27 protein-coding genes are annotated in these 26,016 nt (G+C 71.4%); 12 read left to right on the top strand and 15 right to left on the bottom strand.

What is annotated here, in order from left to right; translation table 11 throughout:
• Positions 1 to 2: 2 nt before the first annotated feature.
• The 3 genes from ACFVQG_RS14150 to ACFVQG_RS14160 all read right to left on the bottom strand — a co-directional run bounded on the left by ACFVQG_RS14150 (position 3) and on the right by ACFVQG_RS14160 (position 3,175).
• Positions 3 to 1,607 carry an ABC transporter substrate-binding protein gene (locus tag ACFVQG_RS14150; RefSeq protein WP_383381197.1) on the bottom strand — a complete coding sequence of 535 codons (1,605 nt, stop codon included), beginning with the start codon at positions 1,605 to 1,607 and terminating at the stop codon, positions 3 to 5.
• A 141-nt stretch (positions 1,608 to 1,748) separates the two neighbouring features.
• Positions 1,749 to 2,630 carry a hypothetical protein gene (locus ACFVQG_RS14155; RefSeq protein ID WP_383381200.1) on the bottom strand — a complete coding sequence of 294 codons (882 nt, stop codon included), beginning with the start codon at positions 2,628 to 2,630 and terminating at the stop codon, positions 1,749 to 1,751.
• Positions 2,627 to 3,175 carry a SigE family RNA polymerase sigma factor gene (locus tag ACFVQG_RS14160; RefSeq protein WP_383381204.1) on the bottom strand — a complete coding sequence of 183 codons (549 nt, stop codon included), beginning with the start codon at positions 3,173 to 3,175 and terminating at the stop codon, positions 2,627 to 2,629. The genes ACFVQG_RS14155 and ACFVQG_RS14160 overlap by 4 nt, the downstream gene beginning before the upstream one ends.
• Before the next feature lie 76 nt (positions 3,176 to 3,251).
• On the opposite strand from ACFVQG_RS14160, the gene ACFVQG_RS14165 reads away from it, so the two are divergent.
• Complete coding sequence (locus ACFVQG_RS14165; RefSeq protein WP_383381207.1) at positions 3,252 to 3,731, top strand: protein phosphatase; 480 nt, start codon at positions 3,252 to 3,254, stop codon at positions 3,729 to 3,731.
• On the opposite strand, the gene ACFVQG_RS14170 is transcribed toward ACFVQG_RS14165, so the two are convergent.
• A complete protein-coding gene (locus ACFVQG_RS14170) occupies positions 3,719 to 5,203 on the bottom strand; it encodes an alpha/beta hydrolase (RefSeq protein ID WP_383381210.1) in 1,485 nt (494 codons plus the stop codon). The two genes, ACFVQG_RS14165 and ACFVQG_RS14170, sit on opposite strands and share 13 nt — an antisense overlap.
• Positions 5,204 to 5,362: 159 nt before the next feature.
• Between ACFVQG_RS14170 and ACFVQG_RS14175 the strand changes: the two genes are divergently transcribed.
• Entirely contained in the window at positions 5,363 to 6,355 is a 993-nt protein-coding gene (locus ACFVQG_RS14175; RefSeq protein ID WP_383381213.1) for an FAD-dependent oxidoreductase, read from the top strand.
• On the opposite strand, the gene ACFVQG_RS14180 is transcribed toward ACFVQG_RS14175, so the two are convergent.
• Genes ACFVQG_RS14180 through ACFVQG_RS14190 form a run of 3 tightly spaced genes read right to left on the bottom strand, consistent with a single transcriptional unit; the run spans position 6,345 to position 8,559 of the window.
• A complete protein-coding gene (locus ACFVQG_RS14180) occupies positions 6,345 to 7,550 on the bottom strand; it encodes a GNAT family N-acetyltransferase (protein ID WP_383381216.1) in 1,206 nt (401 codons plus the stop codon). The two genes, ACFVQG_RS14175 and ACFVQG_RS14180, sit on opposite strands and share 11 nt — an antisense overlap.
• Positions 7,547 to 7,744 (bottom strand): DUF397 domain-containing protein, encoded by a 198-nt coding sequence (locus ACFVQG_RS14185; protein ID WP_383381219.1) that lies wholly within the window; start codon positions 7,742 to 7,744, stop codon positions 7,547 to 7,549. The genes ACFVQG_RS14180 and ACFVQG_RS14185 overlap by 4 nt, the downstream gene beginning before the upstream one ends.
• The gene (locus ACFVQG_RS14190; protein WP_383381222.1) at positions 7,726 to 8,559 is read right to left on the bottom strand and encodes a Scr1 family TA system antitoxin-like transcriptional regulator; all 834 of its coding nucleotides are present in this window, start codon (positions 8,557 to 8,559) and stop codon (positions 7,726 to 7,728) included. Before ACFVQG_RS14190 ends, ACFVQG_RS14185 begins: the two co-directional genes overlap by 19 nt.
• Before the next feature lie 149 nt (positions 8,560 to 8,708).
• On the opposite strand from ACFVQG_RS14190, the gene ACFVQG_RS14195 reads away from it, so the two are divergent.
• The 5 genes from ACFVQG_RS14195 (at position 8,709) to ACFVQG_RS14215 (ending at position 11,773) form a co-directional block, all read left to right on the top strand.
• A complete protein-coding gene (locus ACFVQG_RS14195) occupies positions 8,709 to 8,924 on the top strand; it encodes a hypothetical protein (protein ID WP_383381225.1) in 216 nt (71 codons plus the stop codon).
• A gap of 25 nt (positions 8,925 to 8,949) precedes the next feature.
• Positions 8,950 to 9,570: a DUF1266 domain-containing protein gene (locus ACFVQG_RS14200; protein ID WP_383381228.1), complete on the top strand. Its 621-nt coding sequence runs from the start codon at positions 8,950 to 8,952 to the stop codon at positions 9,568 to 9,570.
• 66 nt (positions 9,571 to 9,636) lie between these two features.
• Complete coding sequence (recO, locus tag ACFVQG_RS14205) at positions 9,637 to 10,383, top strand: DNA repair protein RecO (RefSeq protein ID WP_383381231.1); 747 nt, start codon at positions 9,637 to 9,639, stop codon at positions 10,381 to 10,383.
• Positions 10,384 to 10,427: 44 nt separating this feature from the next.
• The gene (locus ACFVQG_RS14210; RefSeq protein WP_383381234.1) at positions 10,428 to 11,261 is read left to right on the top strand and encodes an isoprenyl transferase; all 834 of its coding nucleotides are present in this window, start codon (positions 10,428 to 10,430) and stop codon (positions 11,259 to 11,261) included.
• A gap of 17 nt (positions 11,262 to 11,278) precedes the next feature.
• The gene (locus tag ACFVQG_RS14215) at positions 11,279 to 11,773 is read left to right on the top strand and encodes a YcxB family protein (protein WP_383381237.1); all 495 of its coding nucleotides are present in this window, start codon (positions 11,279 to 11,281) and stop codon (positions 11,771 to 11,773) included.
• A 151-nt stretch (positions 11,774 to 11,924) separates the two neighbouring features.
• Here ACFVQG_RS14215 and ACFVQG_RS14220 read toward each other — a convergent pair whose 3' ends face one another.
• Genes ACFVQG_RS14220 through ACFVQG_RS14235 form a run of 4 tightly spaced genes read right to left on the bottom strand, consistent with a single transcriptional unit; the run spans position 11,925 to position 15,067 of the window.
• Complete coding sequence (locus ACFVQG_RS14220; protein ID WP_383381239.1) at positions 11,925 to 12,338, bottom strand: Fur family transcriptional regulator; 414 nt, start codon at positions 12,336 to 12,338, stop codon at positions 11,925 to 11,927.
• A 58-nt stretch (positions 12,339 to 12,396) separates the two neighbouring features.
• Positions 12,397 to 13,299 (bottom strand): metal ABC transporter permease, encoded by a 903-nt coding sequence (locus ACFVQG_RS14225; protein ID WP_383381241.1) that lies wholly within the window; start codon positions 13,297 to 13,299, stop codon positions 12,397 to 12,399.
• Entirely contained in the window at positions 13,299 to 14,084 is a 786-nt protein-coding gene (locus ACFVQG_RS14230; protein WP_383381244.1) for a metal ABC transporter ATP-binding protein, read from the bottom strand. The genes ACFVQG_RS14225 and ACFVQG_RS14230 overlap by 1 nt, the downstream gene beginning before the upstream one ends.
• Before the next feature lie 17 nt (positions 14,085 to 14,101).
• A complete protein-coding gene (locus ACFVQG_RS14235) occupies positions 14,102 to 15,067 on the bottom strand; it encodes a metal ABC transporter solute-binding protein, Zn/Mn family (protein ID WP_383381247.1) in 966 nt (321 codons plus the stop codon).
• Between the two features lie 192 nt (positions 15,068 to 15,259).
• Between ACFVQG_RS14235 and ACFVQG_RS14240 the strand changes: the two genes are divergently transcribed.
• The 4 genes from ACFVQG_RS14240 (at position 15,260) to ACFVQG_RS14255 (ending at position 19,135) form a co-directional block, all read left to right on the top strand.
• Positions 15,260 to 16,642, top strand: a complete 1,383-nt coding sequence (locus tag ACFVQG_RS14240; protein ID WP_383381250.1) for a glycine--tRNA ligase — start codon at positions 15,260 to 15,262, stop codon at positions 16,640 to 16,642.
• A 155-nt stretch (positions 16,643 to 16,797) separates the two neighbouring features.
• Positions 16,798 to 17,406, top strand: a complete 609-nt coding sequence (locus ACFVQG_RS14245; RefSeq protein WP_383381253.1) for a LysE family translocator — start codon at positions 16,798 to 16,800, stop codon at positions 17,404 to 17,406.
• Between the two features lie 62 nt (positions 17,407 to 17,468).
• Complete coding sequence (locus ACFVQG_RS14250; protein ID WP_383381256.1) at positions 17,469 to 18,479, top strand: aldo/keto reductase; 1,011 nt, start codon at positions 17,469 to 17,471, stop codon at positions 18,477 to 18,479.
• A 65-nt stretch (positions 18,480 to 18,544) separates the two neighbouring features.
• A complete protein-coding gene (locus ACFVQG_RS14255; protein ID WP_383381258.1) occupies positions 18,545 to 19,135 on the top strand; it encodes a TetR family transcriptional regulator in 591 nt (196 codons plus the stop codon).
• Between the two features lie 68 nt (positions 19,136 to 19,203).
• Here ACFVQG_RS14255 and ACFVQG_RS14260 read toward each other — a convergent pair whose 3' ends face one another.
• Positions 19,204 to 19,419 (bottom strand): hypothetical protein, encoded by a 216-nt coding sequence (locus ACFVQG_RS14260; RefSeq protein WP_383381260.1) that lies wholly within the window; start codon positions 19,417 to 19,419, stop codon positions 19,204 to 19,206.
• Between the two features lie 96 nt (positions 19,420 to 19,515).
• On the opposite strand from ACFVQG_RS14260, the gene dusB reads away from it, so the two are divergent.
• The gene (gene dusB / locus ACFVQG_RS14265; protein ID WP_383381263.1) at positions 19,516 to 20,658 is read left to right on the top strand and encodes a tRNA dihydrouridine synthase DusB; all 1,143 of its coding nucleotides are present in this window, start codon (positions 19,516 to 19,518) and stop codon (positions 20,656 to 20,658) included.
• Between the two features lie 14 nt (positions 20,659 to 20,672).
• Here the strand turns inward: dusB and ACFVQG_RS14270 are convergent, their stop codons facing one another.
• The 3 genes from ACFVQG_RS14270 to ACFVQG_RS14280 form a co-directional block, all read right to left on the bottom strand.
• Positions 20,673 to 22,466 (bottom strand): CDP-alcohol phosphatidyltransferase, encoded by a 1,794-nt coding sequence (locus tag ACFVQG_RS14270; protein WP_383381266.1) that lies wholly within the window; start codon positions 22,464 to 22,466, stop codon positions 20,673 to 20,675.
• Between the two features lie 84 nt (positions 22,467 to 22,550).
• Positions 22,551 to 24,500: a glycogen debranching N-terminal domain-containing protein gene (locus ACFVQG_RS14275; protein WP_383381268.1), complete on the bottom strand. Its 1,950-nt coding sequence runs from the start codon at positions 24,498 to 24,500 to the stop codon at positions 22,551 to 22,553.
• Complete coding sequence (locus ACFVQG_RS14280) at positions 24,497 to 25,945, bottom strand: hypothetical protein (protein ID WP_383381271.1); 1,449 nt, start codon at positions 25,943 to 25,945, stop codon at positions 24,497 to 24,499. Before ACFVQG_RS14280 ends, ACFVQG_RS14275 begins: the two co-directional genes overlap by 4 nt.
• Positions 25,946 to 26,016: the final 71 nt, after the last annotated feature.

Consider the following 26,016-nt stretch of genomic DNA (forward strand, 5'->3'; position numbering starts at 1 on the left):
CCTCAGGCCCAGCGGGCCTGGAGGAGGTTGATCCCGGGGTACGGCTGGGCCCGCAGCCCGGTCAGCGCGCGCGGGTCCCAGGCGGTGATCAGCTCGTTGTGGACGACTGGATAGAGCACGGCCTGTTCGGCGACGATGTCGATGTAGTCCTGGACCATCGCCTTCTTCTTCGCGGCGTCCGGCTCGCGCGTGGCCCGCGCCATGTCCCGGAACAGCCGCTGGGCGGCGGGATCGTCGGCCCACCGCGTGTAGCCCATCCACAGGTTCTCGGGGCCGTAGTTGTAATGCATGATCAGGTCGGCGTCGAGGCCGAACTGGTTGGGGTTGGAGGCGGCGGCGACGACCTGGTAGTCCCGCTTCTGGTCCAGCTTGGTGAAGACGGCGGTGGTCTCCTGCGGGGAGAGCGTGGTGCGCACCCCGACCGCGTCCCAGGAGGACTTGATGGTCGGCAGACAGTCCACGATCCAGCTGACGTTCACCGCGAGGATGTCGACCTCCAGCCCGCTGACCCCGGCCTCCTTCAGCAGGGCGCGCGCCCGGTCGGGGTCGTGGTCGTAGACGGTGCGGGCGCGGCGATACGAGGGGTTGGCCCGGTCCAGGAAGGAGGAGGCGGGGGTCCCGTGCCCCTTCAGCGCCACCTCCACCATCTTCTCGGTGTCGATGGCGTACCGCAGCGCCTGCCGCACCCGCACGTCGTCGAACGGCTTGTGCGCGGTGTTGAACATCAGGAACAGGTTGTTCATCCCGGCCCCGCCCGCCACCGTCAGCCCGGCGCCCTCCAACTGCCCGATGTTGGCGTACGGGATGTTGTCCGCGACCTGCGCGCCCGCGCTGGAGCCGCCGGAGACGGTGGCGACGCGGGGCGCGGCGTCCACGATGGTCAGCCAGTTCATCTTCCTGAAGGCGGGCGGGCGCGGCCCGTTGTACTCCTCGAACGCCTCGAAGGTGGTGTTGGACTTGGGATGGTGCGCGGTCATCCGGTACGGCCCCGACCCGACCGCGAGACCGGTGATCGCCTCGTCCCAGGCGCCGGGCCGGGAGAACACGTGCTTCGGCATCACCTTCGCCAGCGTCAGCCGGGCCAGCCCTTCCGGGAAGGGGAACTTCAGCACCAGCTCCACGGTCCGCGCGTCGACCTTGCGCACGCCGTCCAGCCAGGTCGCGAAGAAGCTCTTGGCGAGGGTGTGGGTGTCCGGGTCGAGGATCCGGTCGTAGACGAAGGTGACGTCGTCGGCGGTGACGGGGACGCCGTCGTGGAAGGTGGCGCCGTCGCGGATCGTGAACCGCCAGGTGGTGGCGTACGGGTCCGCCGGGATCCCGGCGGCGAGCGCGGCGTACGGCTCCCGGGAGATCGGGTCGGTGTCGAGGAGGCCCTCGTAGATGTGGTGGTTGCCCGCCATGCAGAACGCGGAGGCGGTCTGCGTCGGGTCCCAGGTGCCGTCGTTGCCGTAGCCGATGACGGCGGTGAGGGTGCGGTCGGCGCCGTCGCCGCCGCCGAAGTCGGTGGTGGAGGCGGGGCCCACCCGGCAGGCCCCCGTCAGCGCCCCGAGGCCGAGCGCGCCGACGCCCTTGAGGAGGGACCGGCGGTCGGGGGGCGGGTGGCGCACGGTTCCTCCACGGGGCATTCACGGTGCATACCCGGAAATATCGGGCAGTCAGCGCGACCATAGGAGGGGCCGTGGGGGTGGTCAAGACAGGCGCGCGTGGCACGGGAGGGGCGCTTGGGAGCGTCCCTCCCGCGCGGGTGCCTAGGGGAGGTCCTTCATATAGCCCGGGTCGTCGTCGGAGTCGTAGACGAGCCTGCCGCCCGCGTCGTAGCCCTTGACGTGCGGGGCCTTGGTGACCTGCCGGTCCAGCTCGCCGTTGGCCACGTACCAGCCGTCGTCGAGGACGGCCTCGCTGGTCTCGTCGCCGTACTCGACGGTCACCCGCTCCACGGAGTCCTCGACGGTGCCGATGCCCGCCCACCGGAAGGGGAGCTTCCAGGCGCCCTTGTCGAGGAGGGACTGCTGGTAGAGCTTGTGCGCGTTGCCGTCCGGTACGACGGGACCGGACTCCGGCGTCCCGAGGTCACCGCCGCTGACGTTGCGCCCCGGCCCGTCGTCGCCGTCCTTCAGGGTGCAGATCAGCCGCTTCACGGGCGTCCCGTCGGCCACCGCGACGACGAAGCGGCCGTCGCCGGGGGCGTTGCTGTCGCCGGTGCTGCGCATCGCGAGCAGGACGCGGTAGTCGTCGGGGTCGCCGTAGTCGCTGGTCTCCGGGACGTCGGGCTGGCGGAACCCGACGCAGTACTCGAGGTCCTCGACCGCCTGCTCGTAGGTGATGCCGTCCAGCAGCACGCCCCGCGTGGCGGTCTCCGTGGCCGTCGGCGTCGGGGTCGGTGACACGCTGGCCGTGGCGGACGCCGCCGGGCCCCCGCCCCCGCCCGCGTCCGAGCCGGTCAGCGCGTACGCCCCCACCGGCACCGCCGCCAGCGTCACCAGCGCGGCCCCGGCCGCCGCCACCCGGCGCCGCCGCCAGGACGCGCCCCGCCGCCGGATGGCGGGGTAGGGCGCGGGGGAGGGGCTGATGGTGGAGGCGTCCTCGGCGAGCAGGTCCCGCACCCGCTCCTCGAACTCGTTGTCGTTCATGCCCTGCTTTCCTCTCCCCTGCGTGTGACGCCCCGCGCGGGCCCGTCCATGACCTGCGCCAGCCCCGGATACGTACGCAGCTTCGCCAGCCCCTTGGACGCCTGGCTCTTGACGGTCCCCGGCGAGCAGCCGAGCGACTCGGCCACCTCGGCCTCCGACAGGTCCTCCCAGTAGCGCAGGACGACCACGGCCCGCTGCCGCTTGGGCAACTGGGCCAGCGCGGCGAGCAGGGCGCCGCGCTCGTCGGCCCACGACACCGCGTCATCACGCCCCACCCGCTCGGGCGGCTCCGCGGTCAGGGCCTCGGCGATCCGTCGCTTGCGGAAGCGGTCGCGGTTGCAGGTGACGAGCATCCGGCGGACGTAGGCCTCCGGGTTGTCGGCGCGCGAGACGCGCCGCCAGGAGCGGTACGCCTTCGCCAGTGCCGTCTGCGTCAGATCCTCGGCGTGGTGCGCGTCGCCGGTCAGCAGATAGGCGGTGCGCACCAGATGGGACCAACGGGCTCTGACGAACTCCTGGAACCGGTCCTCCAGTTCGGCTTGCATCAAGCACCCCCTCCTCGCCCTCCAGACCACCTGTTCGGCGGAATCGGTTGCCCGGCGCGCCGTACCTGTTGAAAGGGTGTCCTACGAGACGGCCGAGGCTGAGGAGGAGATCCGGGTGGGCGAGCTGTGGGACGAGGGCGACACGGGCGTACTACGACTGCCGTCCGGCCGCCTGGTGCGAGGCCGCGGTCTACGGCGCCCACTGACCCCTGGGGCGCCTGAGCCCTCCTACGGCCTCTACCTCCTCGGCAAGCAGCCGCCCGCCGTGCCCTGGGAGTCCCACTGGCTGCGCTGGCGGGACTTCTGGCTCCCGGCCGACCGCGCCGCCGCCCGCGCCGAGCTGACCGAGGTGTGGGAGCGGGCGGTGCGGGAGCGGACCGAGGTCGCCTGCAGGGGCGGCAAGGGCCGCACCGGCACGGCGCTCGCCTGTCTGGCGGTGCTGGACGGCGTACCGGCGGCGGAGGCGGTGGCGTACGTCCGCGCGCACTACGACCGGCGGGCGGTGGAGACGCCGTGGCAGCGCGGGTACGTCGCGCGGTTCGCTCAGCGGCAGTAGAGGTCGGCGCCGGGCCGCTGACCGGTGGCCAGGAAGCGGGAGACGGTGGCGTCACCGCAGGCGTTGCCGTGGGCGAGGTAGGCGTCATGGCCGGTGGAGTCCACGGTGACCATGACGGCGCGCTCACCGAGGGCGGCGCGCAGCTTGCGGGCACCGGCGAGGGGGGTGGCGACATCGCGGGCGTTCTGTATGAGCAGGACGTTGGACGGCCCCTGGTCGGTGACGCGCACCGGCGGCTCCTTGGGCGGGAAGGGCCAGGCGGCGCACAGCATGGCGTTGCGCGGCATACCGGCGGTGAGCGGGAACCTCTCACGGCTGACGCGGACGTCGTCCTCGTACTCGGCGGCGGTCCTCGGCCAGGCGACGTCGTTGCAGAGGGTGCCAGCGCCGACGGCGGTGACGTTCTGGAGCACGGACTCCGGCGGGGCGGCGGGCGCGGGCGGTGCGGTGCCCTGCCCGGCGGCCAGCATCAGCCGGGCCAGGGCCGGGTAGCGGCTGGGCCGGTAGAGGCTGTCCAGCATGGTCTGGCGCAGCACATTGCCGTTCAGCTCCTCCGGATTGGCGCCCGGCCAGGGGAGGGGCTCCCGGTCGAGGCGGGCGGCGAGCCGCAGGAACAGCGGACGCACCTCGGCGGCGGTCTCCGCGACGCGGTCCGGGTTGCCGGGCTTGGCGGCCCACCGCGCGAAGTCGGGGAAGACGTCCTCCACGCCCTGCTCGTGCCCGGCGAGCCAGGCGCGGGCGACGCGGGCGGGGTCGGGATCGTCGTTGCTGTCCAGCACGACGCGGTCGGTGCGGTGCGGGAACAACTGGCTGTAGACCGCCCCGACATACGTCCCGTACGACACACCCCACGCCGACAGCTTCCGCTCGCCCAGCGCGGCCCGGACGCGGTCGATGTCGCGGGCCTCGTTGGCGGTGCTCAGGTGCCGGATCAGCGGGCCGCCGTTGCGGGCGCAGGCCTCGGCCGTACGACGGGCGGTGGCCATGTTCTCCGTGATGCCGCCGTCCGGCGCGGGCCAGGGCCGCAGCCGTGAGGTCGCGAGGTCGGCGTGGTCGAGGCCGCAGCTCACCGACGTGGACGGCGCGACCCCGCGCGGCGCGAATCCGACCAGGTCATAGGTGTCGCGCACCTTCCGCGGCAGCAGCTGCCCCTTGCCCGAGGGGTCGCCGAGACTGGACCCACCGGGCCCGCCCGGGATCAGCAGCAGCACCCCGCGCCGCGCGCCCGGCTTCTCGCTCGGGATGCGGGAGACGGCGACCTCGATCACGGGACCACCGGGATCGGCGTAGTCCATGGGCACGGAGACGGTCGCACACTCCTGCCGGGGATCGAGGCCCTCGCCCTCGCACGCGGTCCACTCGAGGGGGCCGGACGGGTCGGCGGCGGTGGCGGACGCGGTGACGGGCGCGGCGAGGGCCACGACGGCGGCGGTCGCGGTGAGCAGGGCAGCGGTACGGATGATCGGCTTCATGCGCACCAGCCTGCGCGAAGTTGACTGCCAGTCACATCCGGGTGTCACCCCATGTGCCCGGGGGATTACCCCAGGACCGGCATCAGGGGCGCCCCCGAGGCGTTCGGTTAACCTCGAAGCGCGGGCGGCGACGACGACCCCGGGACAGGGAGGCGATCCATGGCGACCAGCGTGGTGGTGATCGGCGCCGGAGTCTCGGGGCTCACCACGGCGGTGTGTCTCGCGGAGTCCGGACTCGACGTCCGCGTGGACACCGACCTGCCGCCCGACGCGACGACCTCCGCTGCCGCGGGCGCGATGTGGGACCCGTATCTGGTCGAGCCCGGCGACGTGGTCGAGCGGTGGAGCTGGGTGACCCTCTCGGAGCTGACCGAGCTGAGCACCGACGCGGACCTCTGGGACACCGGGGTCCGCATGGTCGAAGGCACCCAGGAGTCCAAGGTCCCCTGCGACATGCCCACGTGGGGCCCCATGGCAGGCGCCCGCATGTGCGCCCCGGGCGAGCTGCGTCCGGGCTACGTCGCCGGGTGGCGCTACCGCGCGCCCCTGGTGGACATGCCCCGCTACCTCCGCTACCTGGCCGGACGGCTCACCGCGGCGGGCGGGCGACTGCGCCGCCACCACCACGACACACTCGACGCGGCGGTGCGCGAGGCGCCGGTCGTCGTCAACTGCGCCGGGGCCGGGGCGCGTTCACTGGCCGCCGACCCCGAGGTGGAAGCGGTACGCGGCCAGCTCGTGGTGGTCGAGAACCCCGGCATCGACACCTTCTTCTGCGACGACACCCCCGGCGCCACGCAACTCACCTACATCTACCCCCACCCCGACGTCCTCGTCCTCGGCGGCACCGCCGACCGCGGCACCTGGGACCTCACCCCCGACCCGGCCGCCGCCGAGGCGATCATCCGCCGCTGCGCCGCCGTCGAACCGTCGATCGCCGACGCCCGCGTGCTCGAACACCGCGTCGGACTGCGCCCCGCCCGCGGCACGGTCCGCCTCACCGAGGAGCGGCGCGACGGCACCCTCCTCCTGCACAACTACGGCCACGGCGGCGCCGGAATCACCCTCTCCTGGGGCTGCGCCCGCGAGATCACCGAGCGGGTCCACAAGGCACTCGCGCAGGAACCCCCTACCGCAACCCCTACCCCCTGAACTGCCACTGCCTGCGCTCCGCGACCCCGGCCTCCGCCCCCCTGCGGAACAGGTACAGCCAGGTCCGCGCCGCGAGCGTGCCCGTCAGGGCGAGCGTCCACGGCCAACTGGTCACCTCCGCCGAGATCAGCGCCGCCCCGACGGTCGGCGACACCGCCGTGAGGATCGTCAGCGCGACCTCGGTGCGCGAGCGCTGAAAGCGATGGGCTATCGAGAACTCCGACCGCTCGTACCAGGCGATCGCCGCGCTGAGCAGCACCGCCAGCACCATCGTCGTCCACGCGTTGCCGCTGGCCTGGGCGTAGGTGACGGGCAGCGAGATCAGGAAGGGGAACACCCCGCCGTACTCCGACAGCACGTTGCCCCACTTCATGATCTTCCCGAACGAGTTCGAGCGGATCCGCGCCAGCTCGCCGGAGGCGCTCGCGTAGACGATCAGCGACAGTACGGTGCTGAAGGTCGCCCCGATCAGGAGCAGCCGTACGTCGTCGGGGAACCGGCCCGACGAGAAGGCGAAGCCCAGCAGGAAGGTGATCGCCGCCAGGATCGACCCCGAGAAGGCGATCCCGGCCGCCGCCTCGCCGGACTGGAGGGTCGCCGGATCGTCCTGCTCGAACCGCGCGATCTCGAACGCCGGTTCACCGCCCAGCGTCACCAGCGCCGTCACCGCGTGATCGGACGGCGCCAGCGACTCCACGAGCTGCTCCCGCGCCTTGACGGGTACGAGGTGCCGGGCGTCCGGGTCGAGGTACTCCACGCGGGACTTGTACTGGAAGTAGACGAGCAGGTCCCCGTCCGAGCGCATGATCCGCGTCCCGATGAACCCGCACGCCAGCAGCAGCCGGGTCACCGCGACGGCGTCCGTCCTCACCAGCGCGGAGATCAGCGGCGGTTCGCCCGCCCCGCCCCGCGGGAAGCTCCGCACCAGCTCGGTGACCAGCCGCGCGGCGACACCCTCACGGCGTGACCCGGCACGGACGGCGACCGCGGTGAGCCGCAGATGCGCGGGGGAGGGCATCTCCGCGACGACACAGCCGAGCAACTCGCCGTCGTGTTCCGCCACGTGGACGAGGTCGCGGGTGACGGCCTCGGCGAGGAGGGCGGGGGGTGGGACGGTGGCCTGTGCGCACGCGTCGACGAGGAGAGTACGGAGTTCGCCCAGGTCGGTGGGGCTGGCCGCCCGGGTGACGCTCAATCCGCCAGCGCCGAGACGAAGGCGCCCCAGGCGCGGGCGGGGAAGAGGAGCACGGGGCCTTCGGGGGTGAGCTTGCTGTCGCGGACGGGGACGGTACCGGGGACTCCGTCGGCGATCTCGACGCAGCTGCCGCCCTCGCCGTTGCTGTAGCTGCTCTTGCGCCAGCGGGCGTTGCTCAGGCCGTACTCGTGCATCGTCTGTAATCCTCAGCCGCCGACTCCATCAGGTCGAGGGACGCCTCCGGCGACAGCGCGGCGACCCTGAGCAGATCGTATGCTCGGTGTGCGCGCTTCACCACAGCCGCATCGTCCATCAAGGTTCCCGAAAACGACGTCTCTGTATAGGCGATGGGCGGTGCGTCATCGAACTCCATGAGCTGAAGCATCCCGCCCATGGAGGCGTGTGCTCCAGCCGTGTACGGGATGACCGTCACCCACACCTTGCGCTCACGCATCAGTCCGGCGATCCGCGCCAGCTGCTCGGCCATCGCCTTCTGGTCACCGACTTGGACACGTAGCACGTTCTCGTGCATGACGACCCAATACTCGGGTTTTGTAGGGGCCTTGAGGACGTGCTGGCGCTCCAGTCGGGCGGCGACCTTCTCCTCGACGTACTCGTCCGTGACGAACGGGTTCGCCGCGATGGTGATGGCCCGCGCGTATGCCGCCGTTTGCAACAGGCCTGGCACGACGGTTGCTGCGAACTCGCAGATCTTCGTTGCCGTCTGTTCCAGCGCCACGACCTCCGCGAAGTAATCCGCGTACCGCTTGTTGTCGACAAGTTTCCGACACAGACGCTCGAAAATACCGTCGGTTCGCAGGATCTCATCGATCCGCTGGGCGATATCCAGCTGGGGTTTTCGAATGGCGTGCTCGAACTGCCCGATGTACGCGCCGGAGACGAAGACCTGGTCCGCCAGCTTCTGCTGGGTAAGCCCCGCTTCCTCGCGGCGCCGCCGCAGTTCCGCGCCGAAGAACTCCCAGGCTGCTTGGCGTGAGCCGTTGGCCATGGCCAACCTCCCTATGCGACACCGTACTTGTAGAGCACAGACTCCTGCCGAGTGTAGGTGTCCCGGGCCGCCGAGACGGTGAAATGGGTGAAATCCGAATAGGGCGGGAAGTCCATGACGGCGTCACCAGGAAAGGGTACGGGGATTCAATGAAGGCACCGCTGGGGGCATACGTGATCGACATTCGAACCGGGAGACTGGGAATCGTCATGGGGCATGAAGGGCCGTACGTCCAACTCAGACCCTACGGCGGCGGCAAGGAATGGGACGCGGAACCCGGCGCCGTACGACTCGCCACCCCCGCCGAGCGCCTCCGGGAGGCGACCGCGTACGCCAACGCCCGCAGCCGGGGTGAGGTGCCTTGAGGGCCTGACGTTAGGGTGCGGGCGCATGGGCTTCTGGAACTGGAGGAGACGAGGGCCGAAGGCCGTCCGGCGCTACCCGGACGCGCTCACCGCGCACCAGCTGTGGATGGTGTCGCTGAGCGCGCCGGTGAGCAGGGACCGCACGGCCTCGCGTACCACCCTGTACCCGTTCACCCGCATCGACGACGACAGCGCGCGGGCCTGGCTGGCCGAGCAGTGGGAGATCACCACGCGTGAGGAGCTGGTCGACCGCCTGGACGACCTGGCCCGCACCGGGTACCGGGCGCGGGCCTACCGGCTCACCGGCGTCGCGCCGCTCGCCTGGGACGCCGCCCTGTACGCCGACATCACCCGGCGCGGTTTCGCGTGCGGGATGATCGGCGAGGGCGACGCGTGGACCGCGCTGAAGAACATCGTGCCCGCGGTGGTGGGGACGTACGGCTCCTGGGGCGCGTACGCCGATCACTACCTGCTGGGACGGCAGGTGTGGCGGGACGGGCTGCGCGGCACCCCGGACGCGGACTTCCCCGCCCCGCAGGCCGCCGCCGACGCGCATCTGCGCTCGCTGCTGGACCCGGCGAACCGTGCCAGCCCGTGGAACCTCGCCCCCTGGGACGCGATACGGCAGCCCGATCGCCGCCGGTGACGCCTGTTGCCCGCCTGTTACGCGGGCCGGACCCGGCCGCTCTAGCCGTACGCGAGAATGGGCTCCATGAGTCTGTTCCGCGACGACGGCATCGTGCTGCGCACCCAGAAGCTGGGTGAGGCGGACCGGATCATCACGCTGCTCACACGCGGTCACGGCCGGGTACGCGCCGTGGCGCGCGGGGTGCGGCGGACGAAGTCGAAGTTCGGGGCGCGGCTGGAGCCCTTCTCCCACGTCGACGTGCAGTTCTTCGCGCGGGGGAGCGAGCTGATCGGGCGCGGGCTGCCGCTGTGCACACAGAGTGAGACCATCGCGCCGTACGGGGGCGGGATCGTCACCGACTACGCGCGGTACACGGCCGGGACGGCGATGCTGGAGACGGCCGAGCGGTTCACCGACCACGAGGGCGAGCCCGCGGTGCAGCAGTACCTGCTGCTGGTCGGCGCGCTGCGCACCCTCGCGCGCGGGGAGCACGCCCCGCATCTGGTCCTCGACGCCTTCCTGCTGCGCTCCCTCGCCGTGAACGGCTACGCGCCCAGCTTCGGCGACTGCGCGAAGTGCGGCATGCCCGGCCCGAACCGGTTCTTCTCGGTGGCGTCGGGCGGCACGGTATGCGTGGACTGCCGGGTACCCGGGAGCGTCGTACCGTCGCCGCAGACCCTGGAACTGCTCGGCGCGCTGCTCACGGGAGACTGGGAGACCGCCGACGCGTGTGAGGCGCGGCATGTGCGGGAGGGGAGCGGACTGGTCTCCGCCTATCTGCACTGGCATCTGGAGCGCGGACTGCGCTCGCTGCGCTACGTAGAGAAGTAAGTTCGCGAGGGATCGCGAGAGATCGTAAGAGAGAAGAGACGCACATGGTCGTACGCGGATTCCTGGGACGCCAGCGCCGCGAGTACGGGACGCCGGAGCCGCACCCGTCCGGCGCTCGGCCGCCGAAGCTGCCCGGCGAACTGGTGCCGAACCATGTGGCGATCATCATGGACGGCAACGGGCGGTGGGCGAAGGAGCGCGGGCTGCCGCGTACCGAGGGGCACAAGGTGGGCGCGGAGTGCGTGCTCGACGTGCTCCAGGGGGCGATCGAGATGGACGTCGGGGCCATCTCGCTGTACGCCTTCTCCACCGAGAACTGGAAGCGGTCGCCGGACGAGGTGCGCTTCCTGATGAACTTCAACCGGGACTTCATCCGCAAGACGCGCGACCAGCTGGACGAGCTGGGCGTGCGGGTGCGGTGGGTCGGGCGGATGCCGAAGCTGTGGAAGTCGGTGGCGAAGGAGCTGCTGGTCGCGCAGGAGCAGACGAAGGACAACGACCGGCTGACGCTGTACTTCTGCATGAACTACGGCGGGCGGGCCGAGATCGCGGACGCGGCGCAGGCGCTGGCGGAGGACGTGCGGGCCGGGCGGCTCGATCCGTCGAAGGTGACGGAGAAGACCTTCGCGAAGTACCTGTACTACCCGGACATGCCGGATGTCGACCTCTTCCTGCGGCCGAGTGGTGAGCAGCGCACGTCCAACTACCTGCTGTGGCAGAGCGCGTACGCCGAGATGGTCTTCCAGGACGTGCTGTGGCCGGACTTCGACCGGCGTGATCTGTGGCGGGCGTGCGTGGAGTTCGCTTCGCGGGATCGGCGGTTCGGTGGCGCGATTCCCAATGAGGAGCTGCTGGGGATGGAGGGCAAGCGGAGTTGAGTCAGGACATACCGGGCGTGGACACGGCTGTGGTTGAGCTGGTGTACCGGCCTTCCCGGTCCGACATCGTGATCGGGATCCGGGTGCGGGACCGGGTGCGGAAGGCCGCGCTGGTGCGGGGGGCGTTCGCGGTGGTGTTCACGCTGCTGGTGCTGGGGGGTGTGCTGGCGGGGGTCGGTGTGCTGTCCCTGGTGCTGTGGGCGGTCTGCGGGGCCGTGCTCTGGTTCATGCCGTATCTGCAGGCCAACCATGTGTTTCGGACGGTGTCCTGGCAGGGGGAGTACCGGTCGGTGGTGGGCGCGGAGGGGATCACCGCGCGGACCGAGCATGCGACGTTGACGCAGCGGTGGTCGGCGTTTCGGGGGCATCGCGAGACCCGTGACCACTTCGTGCTGCTCAGCCGTGATCCGAACATCCTCGTGATCGAGGCGTTGCCCAAGCGGGGGTTGGGGTCGGAGGCGGATGTGAGCCGCCTGCGTGAGCTGCTCGCCGCGAAGCTGCCGTCTCTGTAAGGGGGCACCCGGCGGGGATGCTGGCCGGGGGTGGGTGCCGCTCGCCCGCGCTGGCGGGGTGCGGCTGCGCCCACCCTCCCCCAAGCTCTCGGCTTCGCTCGAGCAGGGGGGACCCCCATCGCCCCAGCGGCACGACTGCCCGCAGCTATGTCTACGTCAGTGCCGCGCAGTCCGCGCAGGTGCCGAAGATCTCCACCGTGTGGGCCACGTTGACGTAGCCGTGTTCCGCCGCGATGGCCTCGGCCCACTTCTCGACTGCCGGGCCTTCGACCTCCACCGCCTTGCCGCAGGTGCGGCAGACGAGGTGGTGGTGGTGTTCGCCGGTGGAGCAGCGGCGGTAGACGGACTCGCCGTCGGAGGTGCGCAGGACGTCGACCTCGCCCGCGTCGGCGAGGGACTGAAGCGTGCGGTAGACGGTGGTGAGTCCGACCGAGTCGCCCTTGTGCTTGAGCATGTCGTGCAGTTCCTGCGCGCTGCGGAACTCCTCGACCTCTTCCAGGGCTGCCGCCACTGCGGCGCGCTGCCGGGTGGCCCGGCCCTTCACGGGCGGTCCAGCGGTGGTCACCGTTGCCTCCTCACGTCTGGGTCTGCCGGGCCATTGTGCCAGCCCGGTCCGTGGGCGGTCAGACGCCGACCCCGTCGCCCGCTCCCCGCGTGGCCGGAATCGCGCACTCCGCGGGGTCCCCGGCGGGCTGTGCGGCGGCGAGGGCCCGCGCGCGGCGCCGGGCCAGTGGTGTGGCCAGGACGGTCAGCATGATGAACGCGCCGATGGTCAGCAGCACGATCGTCGCGCCGGGCGGCACGTCCTGGTAGTACGACGTCACCGTGCCCCCGATGGTCACCGCCACGCCGATCGCCACCGCGATCGCGAACGTCGCCGCGAAACTGCGGCTGAGCTGCTGCGCCGCCGCCACCGGCACCACCATCAGCGCCGACACCAGCAGCAGGCCGACGACCCGCATCGCGACCGTCACCGTCACCGCCGCCGTGATCGCCGTCAGCAGGTTCAGCGCGCGCACCGGCAGCCCGGTGACCCGCGCGAACTCCTCGTCCTGGCTGACCGCGAACAACTGGCGGCGCAGGCCCAGGGTGACCAGCACCACGAAGGCGGCGAGGACGCTGATCGCCGTCACGTCCGACTCGGAGACGGTCGAGAGCGAGCCGAAGAGGTACGACGTCAGGTTGGCGTTGGAGCCGGTCGGCGCGAGGTTGATGAACATCACGCCGCCCGCCATGCCGCCGTAGAACAGCATGGCGAGGGCGATGTCGCCGCGTGTCTTGCCGTACCAGCGGATCAGTTCCATCAGGACCGCGCCGAGGATGGCGACGGCGGTCGCCATCCACACCGGGGACCAGGAGAGCAGGAAGCCGAGGCCGACGCCGGTCATCGCGACGTGGCCGATGCCGTCGCCCATCAGGGCCTGGCGGCGCTGGACCAGGTAGATGCCGACCGCGGGGGCGGTGATGCCGACCAGGACGGCGGCCAGGAGCGCCCGCTGCATGAAGTCGTAGGTGAGGATTTCCATCAGCTGAGCAGTCCTGTGCGCATCGGTTCGGCGCCCTCGGGGGCGTGCGGGTGGACGTGGTCGTGGCCGGGCAGGGCGTGCTGGCCGACCGCCTTGGGCGGCGGGCCGTCGTGCAGCACACAGCCGTCGCGCAGGACCACCGCGCGGTCGATCAGCGGTTCCAGCGGGCCGAGTTCATGGAGGACGAGGAGGACCGAGACGCCCCGGGCGACCTGTTCGCGCAGGGTGGCCGCGAGGACCTCCTGGCTCGCCAGGTCGACGCCCGCCATCGGCTCGTCCATGATCAGCAGCTCGGGTTCCGCGGCCAGGGCGCGGGCGATCAGCACCCGCTGGTGCTGGCCGCCGGAGAGCGCGCCCACCGAGTCCTTGGCCCGGTCCGCCATGCCGACCAGCTCCAGCGCGTGGCGTACGGCGGCGTGGTCGGCCTTGCGGAGGATGCCGAAGCGGGCCCGGGAGAGGCGGCCGGAGGTGACGACCTCGGTGACCGTGGCGGGCACGCCGCCCGCGGCCGTGGTGCGCTGCGGGACGTAGCCGACCCGGCCCCAGTCGCGGAACCCGCGCAGCGGGCTGCCGAACAGCTCCACCTCGCCCGCGCTCACCGGCACCTGGCCGATGATGCCGCGCACGGCCGTCGACTTGCCCGAGCCGTTGGCGCCGAGCAGGGCGACGACCTCACCGCGGCGCACGGTGAGGTCGATGCCGCGCAGGACGGGGCGCGCGCCCAGTTCCGCGCGGACACCGCGCAGCGATATGACGGGCTCGCCCGAGGCCGAGGTGCTGGCCATGCCGTCCTCCGTAACGATCATTTGCTGCCCAGGGCCGTTTCCAGCGCCTTGAGGTTGGCTTCCATGACCTGGAAGTAGTCGTCGCCCTTGGACTTGTCCGTGATGCCCTCCAGCGGATCGAGGACATCCGTCTTCAGGCCCGCGTCCTTGGCGAGGGTCTTCGCGGTCTTGTCGGAGACCAGTGTCTCGTAGAAGACGGTGGTCACGCCGTCGGCCTTGGCCTCCTCCTGGAGTTCCCTGATCCGGGCGGGGCTGGGCTCGCTCTCCGGGTCGAGGCCGGAGATGGCCTCCTGGGTGAGGCCGTAGCGCTCGGCGAGGTAGCTGAAGGCGGTGTGGTTGGTGAAGAAGACCTTGGTGTCGGTGTTCTTCAGGCCGTCCTCGAACGCGGTGTTCAGGCCGTCGAGTTCGCCGACGAGGGCCTCGGTGTTCTTCTTGTAGTCGGCCGCGTGGTCCGGGTCGGCCTTCTCGAAGGCGGCGCCGACGCCGCGGGCGATCTCGGCGTACTTCACCGGGTCGAGCCAGACGTGCGGGTCGAGGGCGCCCTCTTCCTCCTCCTCGGACTCCGCGTGCTCCTCCTCACCGCCGTGGTCGTGCTCCACGTCGCCGTGGTCCTCCAGCGTGGTGAGGGTGGCCGCGTCGATCTTCGTCTTGACGCCGGACTGGTCGATGGCCTCGTCCACGGCGGGCTGGAGGGTCTTGAGGTAGAGCACCGCGTCGGACTCGCCGAGCTGGGCGGTCTGCTTGGCGCTCAGCTCCAGGTCGTGCGGTTCCTGGCCGGGTTCGGTGAGGGTGGTGACGTTCACGTGCTCGCCGCCGATCCGCTCGGCGAGGAACTGCATCGGGTAGAACGACGCGACGACGTCGAACTTGTCCGTGTTGCCCGCGGCGGCGCTGTCCGAGGAGCAGGCGGTCAGGGTGGAGAGACCGAGCGTGGCGGCTGCCGCGACCGCGATGCCGGATATGTGTCGTCGTCGTACGTTCATGACACTCATTTTCAGCGACGATGGAAACGATTGTCAATAAACCTGGTGAGAGGGCCCCGAAAAGATCGATACGAGGTCGAGAGGGCCATTGGGCGGGACCGATTTGGTTGAGGGGCAGTCCCCGCCGGTAACCTGAAGCATTCGCTGGAAGCATCTCGCTTCGTCGCCCGTCGTCGTAATGAAGAGAGCACCGTGGCCGCCGACAAGATCGACACCATCGTCAGCCTGAGCAAGCGCCGTGGCTTCGTTTTCCCCTGTAGTGAGATCTACGGCGGTCAGCGTGCCGCCTGGGACTACGGGCCGCTCGGTGTCGAGCTGAAGGAGAACCTCAAGCGCCAGTGGTGGCGCTACATGGTGACGTCGCGCGAGGACGTGGTCGGCATCGACTCGTCCGTGATCCTCGCCCCCGAGGTGTGGGTCGCCTCCGGTCACGTCGCCACCTTCACCGACCCGCTGACCGAGTGCACCTCCTGCCACAAGCGGTTCCGCGCGGACCACCTGGAGGAGGCCTACGAGGAGAAGAAGGGCCGCGCCCCCGAGAACGGCCTCGCCGACATCAACTGCCCCAACTGCGGCAACAAGGGCCAGTTCACCGAGCCCAAGCAGTTCTCGGGTCTGCTCTCCACCCACCTCGGCCCGACCCAGGACTCCGGCTCCATCGCCTACCTGCGGCCCGAGACCGCGCAGGGCATCTTCACCAACTTCGGCCAGGTGCAGACCACTTCGCGCCGCAAGCCGCCGTTCGGTATCGCCCAGATGGGCAAGTCCTTCCGCAACGAGATCACGCCCGGCAACTTCATCTTCCGCACCCGCGAGTTCGAGCAGATGGAGATGGAGTTCTTCGTCAAGCCGGGCGAGGACGAGAAGTGGCAGGAGTACTGGATGGAGCAGCGCTGGAACTGGTACACCGGCCTGGGGCTGCGCGAGGAGAACATGCGGTGGTACGAGCACCCGCAGGAGAAGCTCTCCCACTACTCCAAGCGCACCGCTGACATCGAGTACCGCTTCCAGTTCGGCGGCAGCGAGTGGGGCGAGCTGGAGGGTGTCGCCAACCGCACCGACTACGACCTGGGCGCCCACTCCAAGGCCTCCGGCCAGGACCTCTCCTACTTCGACCAGGAGGCCGGGGAGCGCTGGACGCCGTACGTCATCGAGCCCGCGGCCGGTGTCGGCCGCGCGATGCTCGCGTTCCTGCTGGACGCCTACGTCGAGGACGAGGCGCCCAACGCCAAGGGCAAGATGGAGAAGCGCGTCGTGCTGCGGCTCGACCACCGGCTGGCGCCGGTGAAGGTGGCCGTGCTCCCGCTGTCCCGCAACCCCGAGCTGTCGCCGAAGGCGAAGGGGCTCGCGCAGGCGCTGCGGCAGAACTGGAACATCGAGTTCGATGACGCCGGGGCGATCGGGCGCCGGTACCGGCGTCAGGACGAGATCGGGACGCCGTACTGCGTGACGGTGGACTTCGACACGCTGGACGACAACGCGGTGACGGTGCGGGAGCGGGACTCGATGAAGCAGGAGCGGGTGTCTCTCGACCAGATCGAGGGGTACCTGGCCAGCCGGTTGATCGGCAGCTGAGTGGGGTGGTGGCTCGCCGTTGCCGGGTGCGGGCGCGTCGTGGCTCGTCGCGCGGTTCCCCGCGCCCCTAGGTGAGCTGTAGCACCGTATTGGTCCCCGATACCGGTCCCTGAGTGGACCTGTATCGGGGGCCTTCGTGCTTTCAGGGTGGGGGCATGAGCATCGCGTTTCTGTTGACCACGTTGGTCGTCGTCGTCACGCCCGGTACGGGGCTCGTCTACACGTTGGCCGCCGGGCTGGCCCGGGGGCGGGTCGCGTCCGTCTGGGCGGCGGTGGGGTGCACGTTGGCGATCGTGCCGCACGTGCTGGCCACCGTGACCGGGATCGCGGCGCTGCTGCACGCCAGTGCTACCGCGTTCCAGGTCCTCAAGTACGCCGGGGTGGCTTATCTCCTCTACATGGCCTGGGCGATGGTGCGGGACCGGGAGGCGCTCGGGGTGGACGAGGGGGCCGCGCCCGCGTCCGTTCGCCGGGTGGTCGTCCGGGCCGTACTGATCAATCTCCTCAATCCGAAGGTGACGATCTTCTTTCTCGCCTTCCTGCCGCAGTTCGTCAGCCCGGGGGAGCCGCGGGCGGCGGTCCGGATGCTGATGCTGGGCGGTGTCTTCATGCTGGTCACCTTTGTCGTCTTCGCCGTGCTCGGGGTGCTGGCGGCGGCCGTGCGCAGTCATGTGATCTCCCGGCCGGGGGTGCTGGCGTGGCTGCGGCGCGGGTTCGCGGCGTCGTTCGTGGTGTTGGGGGCGCGGCTGGCGATGGAGGGATGACGAATGACGAGTGACAGCTGACAGATATTGAAATCTGTCAGCTGTCATGCGAGGGTGGAGGCATGACCACACACACGCGCTCCCTCGGAACGACCGGCCCCCAGGTCCCCGCCCTCGGCCTCGGCTGCATGGGCATGTCGGGGATGTACGGCGACGCGGACCGGTCGGAGTCCCTCGCCACCATCCACGCCGCCCTGGAGGCGGGCGTGACCCTGCTCGACACCGGTGGCTTCTACGGCATGGGCCACAACGAGATGCTGATCAACGAAGCCCTGCGCACCGCGCCCGCCGCCCGGCGGGAACAGGCGCTGCTCAGTGTGAAGTTCGGCTCCCTGCGCGGCCCGGACGGCAGCTGGCTCGGCTTCGACGGCCGCCCGGCCGCGGTGAAGAACTTCGCGGCGCACTCGCTGCAGCGCCTCGGCGTCGACCACATCGACGTCTTCCGGGCCTCCCGCCTCGACCCGCAGGTGCCCGTCGAGGAGACCGTCGGCGCCATCGCCGAACTGGTCGAGCAGGGGTACGTACGGCACATCGGCCTCAGCGAGGTCGGCGCCGAGACCATCCGCCGGGCCGCCGCGACCGCGCCGATCGTGGACCTCCAGATCGAGTACTCGCTGATCTCCCGGGGCGTCGAGGACACCATCCTGCCGACCACCCGGGAACTGGGCATCGGCATCACGGCGTACGGCGTGCTCTCCCGTGGCCTGATCTCCGGCCACTTCGCTCCCGACCGGCAGCTCTCCGCCCAGGACTTCCGCGCCGTGTCGCCGCGCTTCCAGGGCGAGAACCTCTCCCACAACCTCGCCCTCGTGGAGGCGCTGCGGAAGATCGCCGAGCGGAAGGGCGTGACCGTCGCCCAGATCGCCATCGCCTGGGTGCTCGGCCGGGGCGAGGACATCGTGCCCCTGATCGGCGCCCGCACGCGCGAGCGGCTGACGGAGGCGCTGGGCGCGCTGGACGTCACGCTGGACGCGGCGGACCTGCGGGCCATCGAGGACGCCGTGCCCGCGGACGCGGCGGCGGGTGACCGCTACCCCGCGGCGCAGATGGCGCAGCTCGACAGCGAGCGGTGACGGTGGCCGTGACCGCGTCCACCGTGTCGACCGGGGTCGTGGACGTTGCGGGTACGGTCTGAGCCATGCCACCGACCAGTGAGACCCTGACCGCCGAGCGCATCCTCGAGGCGACCGAGGAGGTGCTGCGCCGCCATGGCCCGGCCAAGGCCACCGTGGTCGACGTGGCCCGGGCGCTCGGCGTCAGCCACGGCAGCGTCTACCGGCACTTCCGCACCAAGGCGGCGCTGCGGGAGGCGGTGACGAAGCGCTGGCTGGACCGCACGTCCGAGGTGCTCGTCGGCCTCGTCACCGACGGGGACCGCGATCCCGGTGACCGGCTGCGGGACTGGCTGCGGGCCCTGTTCGAGGCCAAGCGGCGCAAGGCGGGCGACGACCCCGAGCTGTTCGCCACGTACAAGGTGCTGGTCAACGAGAGCGGCTCCGTGGTCGGCGAACACCTCGCCGACCTGACCGGCCAGCTCACCCGGATCATCGGGGACGGTGTCACCGCGGGTGTCTTCCGCGCCGACGACCCGGCGGCCAGTGCCCGCGCTGTCTTCTACGCCACCCAGATGTTCCACGATCCCGCCCACGCCGCCGAGTGGACCAAGCCGGGCATCGAGGCGGAGTTCGAGGAACTGGTGGGGCTGTTGTTGCGGGGGCTGCGGGCCTGACGGGCGGGCCCGGGATCCACGGGGGCTGCGGGCTCGACCGGCGGGGTGGGCCTGAGGGGCGGGCCCCGCTAGGCCGAGGACCGCCGAGCCGGGTCCACCGTCGCCTGGTGCGCCTCCGCCAGATACTCCTCCGCCTTCAGCCACGGCAGGAACTGCGCCCCCTGCCGCCACCCGCAGGTGTCGCACCGGATCGTCCGCTGCACCCCACGGCGCTCGACCCGCACCACGTGCTCGCGCCCGTGCTGGTCCCAGCGGCTGACCTTGCTCGTGCTCGTCGAAGGCATGCGGCTGAGTGTGCCGCAAACGCAACATCAACAGGGGCTCGGGGCGGTCACATGACGGGTTTCACCGCACCCCGCGCCATACGGGACAATGGAGCAATGCCCACGCCCGTCAAGCCCCTGCGCATCGGCCCGCACACCGTCACACCGCCCGTCGTCCTGGCCCCCATGGCCGGGATCACCAACGCGCCCTTCCGCACCCTGTGCAGGGAGTTCAGCGAGGGCAAGGGCCTGTTCGTGAGCGAGATGATCACGACCCGGGCGCTGGTCGAGCGCAACGAGAAGACCATGCAGCTGGTGCACTTCGACGCGACCGAGAAGCCGCGCTCCATCCAGCTGTACGGCGTGGACCCGGCGACCGTCGGCAAGGCCGTCCGCATGATCGCGGAGGAGGACCTGGCCGACCACATCGACCTGAACTTCGGCTGCCCGGTCCCGAAGGTGACCCGGAAGGGCGGCGGCTCCGCGCTGCCGTACAAGCGCCCGCTGCTGCGGGCCATCCTGCGCGAGGCCGTCAGCGGCGCCGGTGATCTCCCCGTCACCATGAAGATGCGCATCGGCATCGACGACGACCACGTCACCTACCTCGACGCCGGACGGATCGCCGTCGAGGAGGGCGTCACCGCCATCGCGCTGCACGGCCGCACCGCCGCCCAGCACTACGGCGGCACCGCCGACTGGGACGCCATCGCCCGGCTGAAGGAGCACGTCCCGGAGATCCCGGTGCTCGGCAACGGCGACATCTGGTCCGCCGAGGACGCGGTGCGCATGGTGCGGCAGACCGGCTGCGACGGCGTCGTGGTCGGGCGCGGGTGTCTCGGGCGGCCGTGGCTGTTCGCGGATCTGGTCGCCGCCTTCGAGGGGCGGGAGGCCGACATCGCCCGGCCCACCCTGCGCGAGGTCGCCGACGTCATGGTCCGGCACGCCACCCTGCTCGGGGAGTGGATCGGTGACAAGTCCCGGGGCGTCATCGACTTCCGCAAGCACGTCGCCTGGTACCTGAAGGGCTTCGCGGTCGGCTCCGAGATGCGCAAGCGGCTCGCGATCACCTCCTCGCTCGCGGAACTGCGCGCCGGGCTCGACGAGCTGGACCTCGACCAGGCCTGGCCCGTCGGCGCCGACGGGCCGCGCGGCCGTACCTCCGGCAACAACCGCGTCGTCCTGCCCGACGGCTGGCTGAAGGACCCCTACGACTGCGCGGGCGTCGGCGAGGACGCCGAGCTGGACACCTCCGGCGGCTGAGCGGCCCCGACCGGTCACTTCCCGGACGGCCCCGGCGTAGAGCCGTACGCCGTCAGGAAGCGGTCGCGGAAGGTGTCCATCCGCCACACCGGGGTGTCGGCGGCGGGCCGGAGGCCGTCCGCCCAGTTCCAGTCGGCGATCTTGTCCAGCACCTCGGGGTCCTTGGCGACGATCGACACCGGGACGTCACGGCTGGCGTTGTCGCCGCTGACCCGGGGCAGGGGCTGGTGGTCGCCGAGGAAGACCAGGACGGTGTCCTCACTGCCGTAGCGCTCCAGCCACTGGGTGAGGCTGGTCACCGAGTACGCGATCGACTTGCCGTACTCCTGCTTGGAGCGGTCGGAGTCGGGGACGACCTCCCTGGGGTCGGCGCCCGCCTTCTCGATGCCCTCGAAGAGGCGGCCGTCGCCGAGGTCGTCCCAGTCGACCATGGTCGGCAGCGGCGCCCACGGCTGGTGGCTGGAGGTCAGGATGATCTCCGCCATCAGCGGCTCGTCCCGCTCCTTGCCGTGCTCCAGCCGCTGGAACGCCTCCAGCGTGTACTGGTCCGGCATCGTCGACCAACTGAACTTCGGGCCCTGGTAGCCGAGGTGGAAGGCGTCGTAGACATGGTCCAGGCCGAAGAACTCCGCCTCCGGCCAGCCCTTCTGCACACCCGGCACGATGCCGACCGTGCGCCAGTCGCCCGTCTTCTGGAAGATCTTGGTGAGGGTGAGGTGGTCGCTCGCGGTCACGGTGCGGTACCGCTGCTGGTTGTCGATCCACAGGCCCGACAGGAACGTGGAGTGGCCGAGCCAACTGCTGCCACCGTACGTCGCCGACGTCAGCCAGCCGCTCCTGGCGTGGAAGCCCGCCCCGGCCAGGGCGTCCTTGCCGGTCTCCAGCGCCTCGCCCACGCCCGGCTCGATCAGCGGGTCCTCCAGGGCGCTGCGGCCGTAGCTCTCGATGAACGTGAACAGCACGTCCTTGCCGCGCAGGTCCGGCACCAACTGGGCGGGCGGGGTGGCGCCGTAGACGTCCTGACCGGCCTCCTTCGCGAACGCCGCCTCGTCGCGCAGGGTCGCCTTCACCCGCCGCGACTGGGTGGTCAGCGTGTCGGCGGCGCGGTCGGCGGCGAGCGGCACCCCGGCGACCTGGAGGCCGAGGGTGGAGCAGGTGATCCAGACCGTGCCCGCGATCAGCGTGCCCTTGGTCGCCGCCGTGCGGTTGCGGGCCAGGAGGTCGCCGAGCCTCATGGCCGCGAGGATCAATGCCGCGAAGAGGACCAGCACCGCGATCCCGATGGCGATCGTCGCGGCCGTCGTCGCCGCGCTGCCCGTCGTGTCCTTCTGGTACGACTGCGCGTCGTCGAGCAACTCCCAGTCCAGTACGACGTTGAAGCCCCGGCCCAGGTATTCCTTGAAGCCGATGTCCAGGAGGTTCAGGACCGTCAGCGACCCGAGCCCGATCCCGGTGAGCACCGCCAGCGCCGTACGGGAGCGACGGCCGGGCAGCGCCAGCAGCACCGCCACGCCGACGATCGCCTCCGCGGGGATGCGCAGGAACTGGGAGGGACGTACGGCGTCGGGGGCGTTCGGGAGCAGCAGGGCGCCCAGGATCAGGGCGGCGCAGGTGGCGGTGAGGGTGTGGCGGAGGGCGCGGACGGCCTGCGGGTGCGCGGTGCGCCAGTCGAGCACGCGCGTGGTGAGGCGGGCGGGGAGGGGCTGTCGCTCAGGAACGTCCTCCTTGTCCGCCTCGGTCGTCGTGTCAGGTGCGTCCTCCCCGGAGCCGGGCTCCTGGGAGTGACGCGAGCGCGTGAAGACAGGCACCCGAAGGTCCTTCCGTGCGTAGCGGGTCCACCGTCATCCCGTACGGCCCGCCGCCGTGCCGCGTTCACCGCGCCCGCGCCCTCTTCAAGCGCCCCCCACCGCGGTCAGCAGCGCCAGCGGTGCCGCGGCCGACCGGGACTCCCGCACGCACGCGTGCGGATACGGCACCGGCTCCGCGTGGGTGTCCCTCCCGTACCCCGCGAGCACCTCGGGCAGCCGGTGCCCGGTCGCTGTCGCCGCGTCCACCAGGGCGTGCGCGACCGTGCGGGCCTCGTCGTGCAGGCCGTAGCGGGACAGGCCCAGGGTGATCAGCGCGTTGTCGTGCGGCCAGACCGAACCGCGGTGGTACGACAGCGGGTGGTACGCCGGTTGTCCGGCGGCGAGCGTCCGTACGCCCCAGCCGGAGAAGAAGTCGGGTTCCAGGAGCCGTCGCCCGACCAGTTCGCCGTACTCCTTGTCGAGCAGCCCGGACCACAGCAGGTGCCCGGCGTCGGAGGCGATGGCGTCGACCTGGCGGCCGTCGCCGTCCAGGGCGAGCGCCGGGAAGGAGTGCTCCGGCATCCAGAAGTCCCGCTGGAAACGGTCCCGGAGGTCCCCGGCGGCCTGTTCGAGGAGCGCGGCGTACGTCTCGTCCTCCCACGCCGTGCGCGCCAGCCAGGCCGTGCGGCGCAGGGCGTCGTACGCGTAGCCCTGGGCCCCCGCCGCCATCACCGGCCCGCTCGGCCTGCTTCCGTCGGCCGAGCAGATGGCGCCGGGGGAGTCCTTCCAGTTCTGGTTGGCGAGGCCGCCCTGGTCGGCGCGGTAGACGAGATAGCCGCGCGAGGTCAGTCCGCCGTGGTCCAGCATCCAGCCGACGGCCGCGCGGGCGTGCGGCTCAAGGCGGCGGGCGAGTGCGGTGTCGCCGGTCTGCTCGACGTACGCGCCGAGCAGGACGAGGAAGAGCGGGGTGGCGTCGACCGAGCCGTAGTAACGGCCGTACGGCACCTGCCCGAAGTGGGCCAGCTCGCCGTGGCGCACCTCGTGCACGATCTTGCCCGGCTGGGCCACCGAACCCACCTGGGTGTCGGTGGCCTGGGTCGCGGCGAGCGCGGGCAGGGTGGCGGCGGCCAGCTTCGGGCGGTAGGGGAGCGCGAAGAGGGAGGTCAGCAGGGCGTCACGGCCCAGCAGGGTGAGGAACCAGGGCGCTCCGGCGGCCGGGACGCGCAGTTCCTCGCCGTCCGGTCCGGTGGCCGGGACCTGGAGCGCGGCCAGGTCCGCGAGCCCGCGCGCACAGGCCGCGGCCAGCTCGGGCCAGCCGGTGGGGAAGGCGACGCCCTCGACGAACTCGCCCTCCCGCGCCAGCAGTTGCTCACTGACCGCGGCGGGGGAGCGGGGCACCCGCAGCGCCCGCTTCTCGCCGTGCGGGCGGGCGATCACGCGCAGGGTCAGCTCGGCCGTGCCGTGCGGCTCGAGATCCAGCGTCCACACCAGACGGCGGGCGCCGGTACCGGTCTCCTCCACGCCGTCGGGGGCCGGGTCGGCGGTCACCGTCGTACGGGACTGCCAGGTACCGCGCCGGTAGGTGAACTCCACGCCGTCGTCGAGGACCTGGCGGCGGCGGACGGCGCCGGACTTGGCGTAGGTGCGGTGGTCGGAGCGCAGCTCGAACTGGTCGGCGAAGTCGGCGTCCACGGTGAGCGCCAGCCGGACCGTGGTGGGCACCGGGCGGTTGCCGCTGACCCGGATCAACTCCACGAACGAGCCGTCACCGACGGCCTGTTCACGGAAGAGTGTGTACGCGGGCGGCTCCTGACGGCCACCGCGCGGTACGAGCACACAGCGGGCGGTGTCCCCACCGGCCACCGGCGTCAGCGCCTCGGGCACCGCCCCGTCGACGGTGAGCTGCCAGCGGCTCAGGTGCCGGGCGTCGCGCACGAACATGCCGTCGGGCAGCCCGTCGGAGTCGGTGCCGCCGCGGACCCCGCTGATGTTGCCGCGGTCGCCCACGGCCGCGAACGTCCCCCCGTACACGAGCAGATGATGCCGGTCCGTCATCCCCGGTCCCCTCCCTTGAGTGCCGTGGCCGTGTCCTCGTCGGTCCTGCCGCCCTTGTCCCATGAGGGCTGGTCGTGCAGCAGGTCCAGGGCGAGGGCCGCGGTCCAGCTGAAGCTGGCCGTGCCGCAGGCCTCGCCGGTGTACGGGTCGACGTACTCCGCGAAACCGGAGGCGTCGGCGGTGCGCAGGAGCGCCCGGCGCAGGGCGTCGGCCCTGCCCCGTTCGCCGTGCTGCCGCAGCCCGCGCTCCAGCAGCCAGCCGGTGTTGAACCAGGCCGGGCCCCGCCAGTAGCGGTGCGGGTCGAAGGCCTCGCCGCGCAGGTCGTAGCTGGGGACGAGGCGGGTGAGGGAGCCGAGCCCGAAGTGCGGGCCGCTCAGCGAGCGCACCAGGGTGGTGGCGATGTCGCGCGGGAGCGTCGGCAGCAGCAGCGGCACCAGGCCGGAGACGCCGCGCTCGCCGATCAGCCCGCCGCCGATCACGTCCCGGCACAGGAACATCCCGCGCGCGGGGTCCCACAGCCGCTCCACCAGCGCCGCCGTCAGCCGCTCCGCGCGCGCGTGCCGGGCGGTGCCGGTGGCGCCCAGCTCGCGGGCGATGCGGGCGAGGGCGTGCTCGGAGGCGATGAGGAGGGCGTTGAAGGCGGGGTCCTCCACGGCGAAGGCGTCCGGGCCTGCCAGGGAGTTCGGCCCGTCGTCGTACCCCCGGTCCCGGTAGTCCGTCGCCAGGCGCACGTACCGCCCGTAGTCCAGGTCCGTCGGCCGGTCCTCCGGGGCGCCGTGGTCGAGGTCGGCGCGGCGGAAGGAGCGGGCCGGGGCGGGGGTGACACGGGCGAGCGGGGCGTCCCAGCAGGGACTGTTGTCCATGCCCTGCTCCCAGGGGTGGACGACGGACGCCAGCGAGCCGCCGCCGAGGTCACGCCGGTGCAGCAGATAGCGGTGCCAGGCCGCGAGACGGGGATACACCGTGGAGAGGAAGCCGCGCGCCCGCGACAGCCCCGGATCGGCGCGGTGCACCAGCCAGGCCGCCAGCGCGTGCACCGGTGGCTGCACGATCCCGGAGGTCTGTACGGTGCGCGGGGCGCCCGCAGCGCGCCCCGCGGTCGAGGAGCGCCAGAAGTCGGGGCTCGGGAAGTAGGCGTCGAGCGGGACGGAGGGGTTGAAGACGATGTGCGGGACGCGTCCGTCGCCCCACTGGGCCGCCAGCAGCGTCTCCAGCTCCGTCTGCGCGCGTAACGGCGACAGGTGCCGCAGTCCGATCGCGATGAACGCGGAGTCCCAGGACCACTGGTGCGGGTACAGACCGCGCGAGGGGACGGTGGAGGCTCCGGTCCAGTTGTCCGCCAGCACGCGTGCTGCCCTGAGGTGCAGGGAATCGGTCGCTGTGCCCGGATTGTATGCAACAGCGCGATCCGTAGGGCGGGCGATGACTTGTGCTGGTCGATCCACTCGGGGCTCCCCGAAGACGCGTACGGCTGATGGGTTCGGCAGCGGCTACCGTAGGGTTACGTCTATTTAAC

This window comes from Streptomyces sp. NPDC057877, assembly GCF_042796855.1.
Lineage (GTDB): Bacteria > Actinomycetota > Actinomycetes > Streptomycetales > Streptomycetaceae > Streptomyces.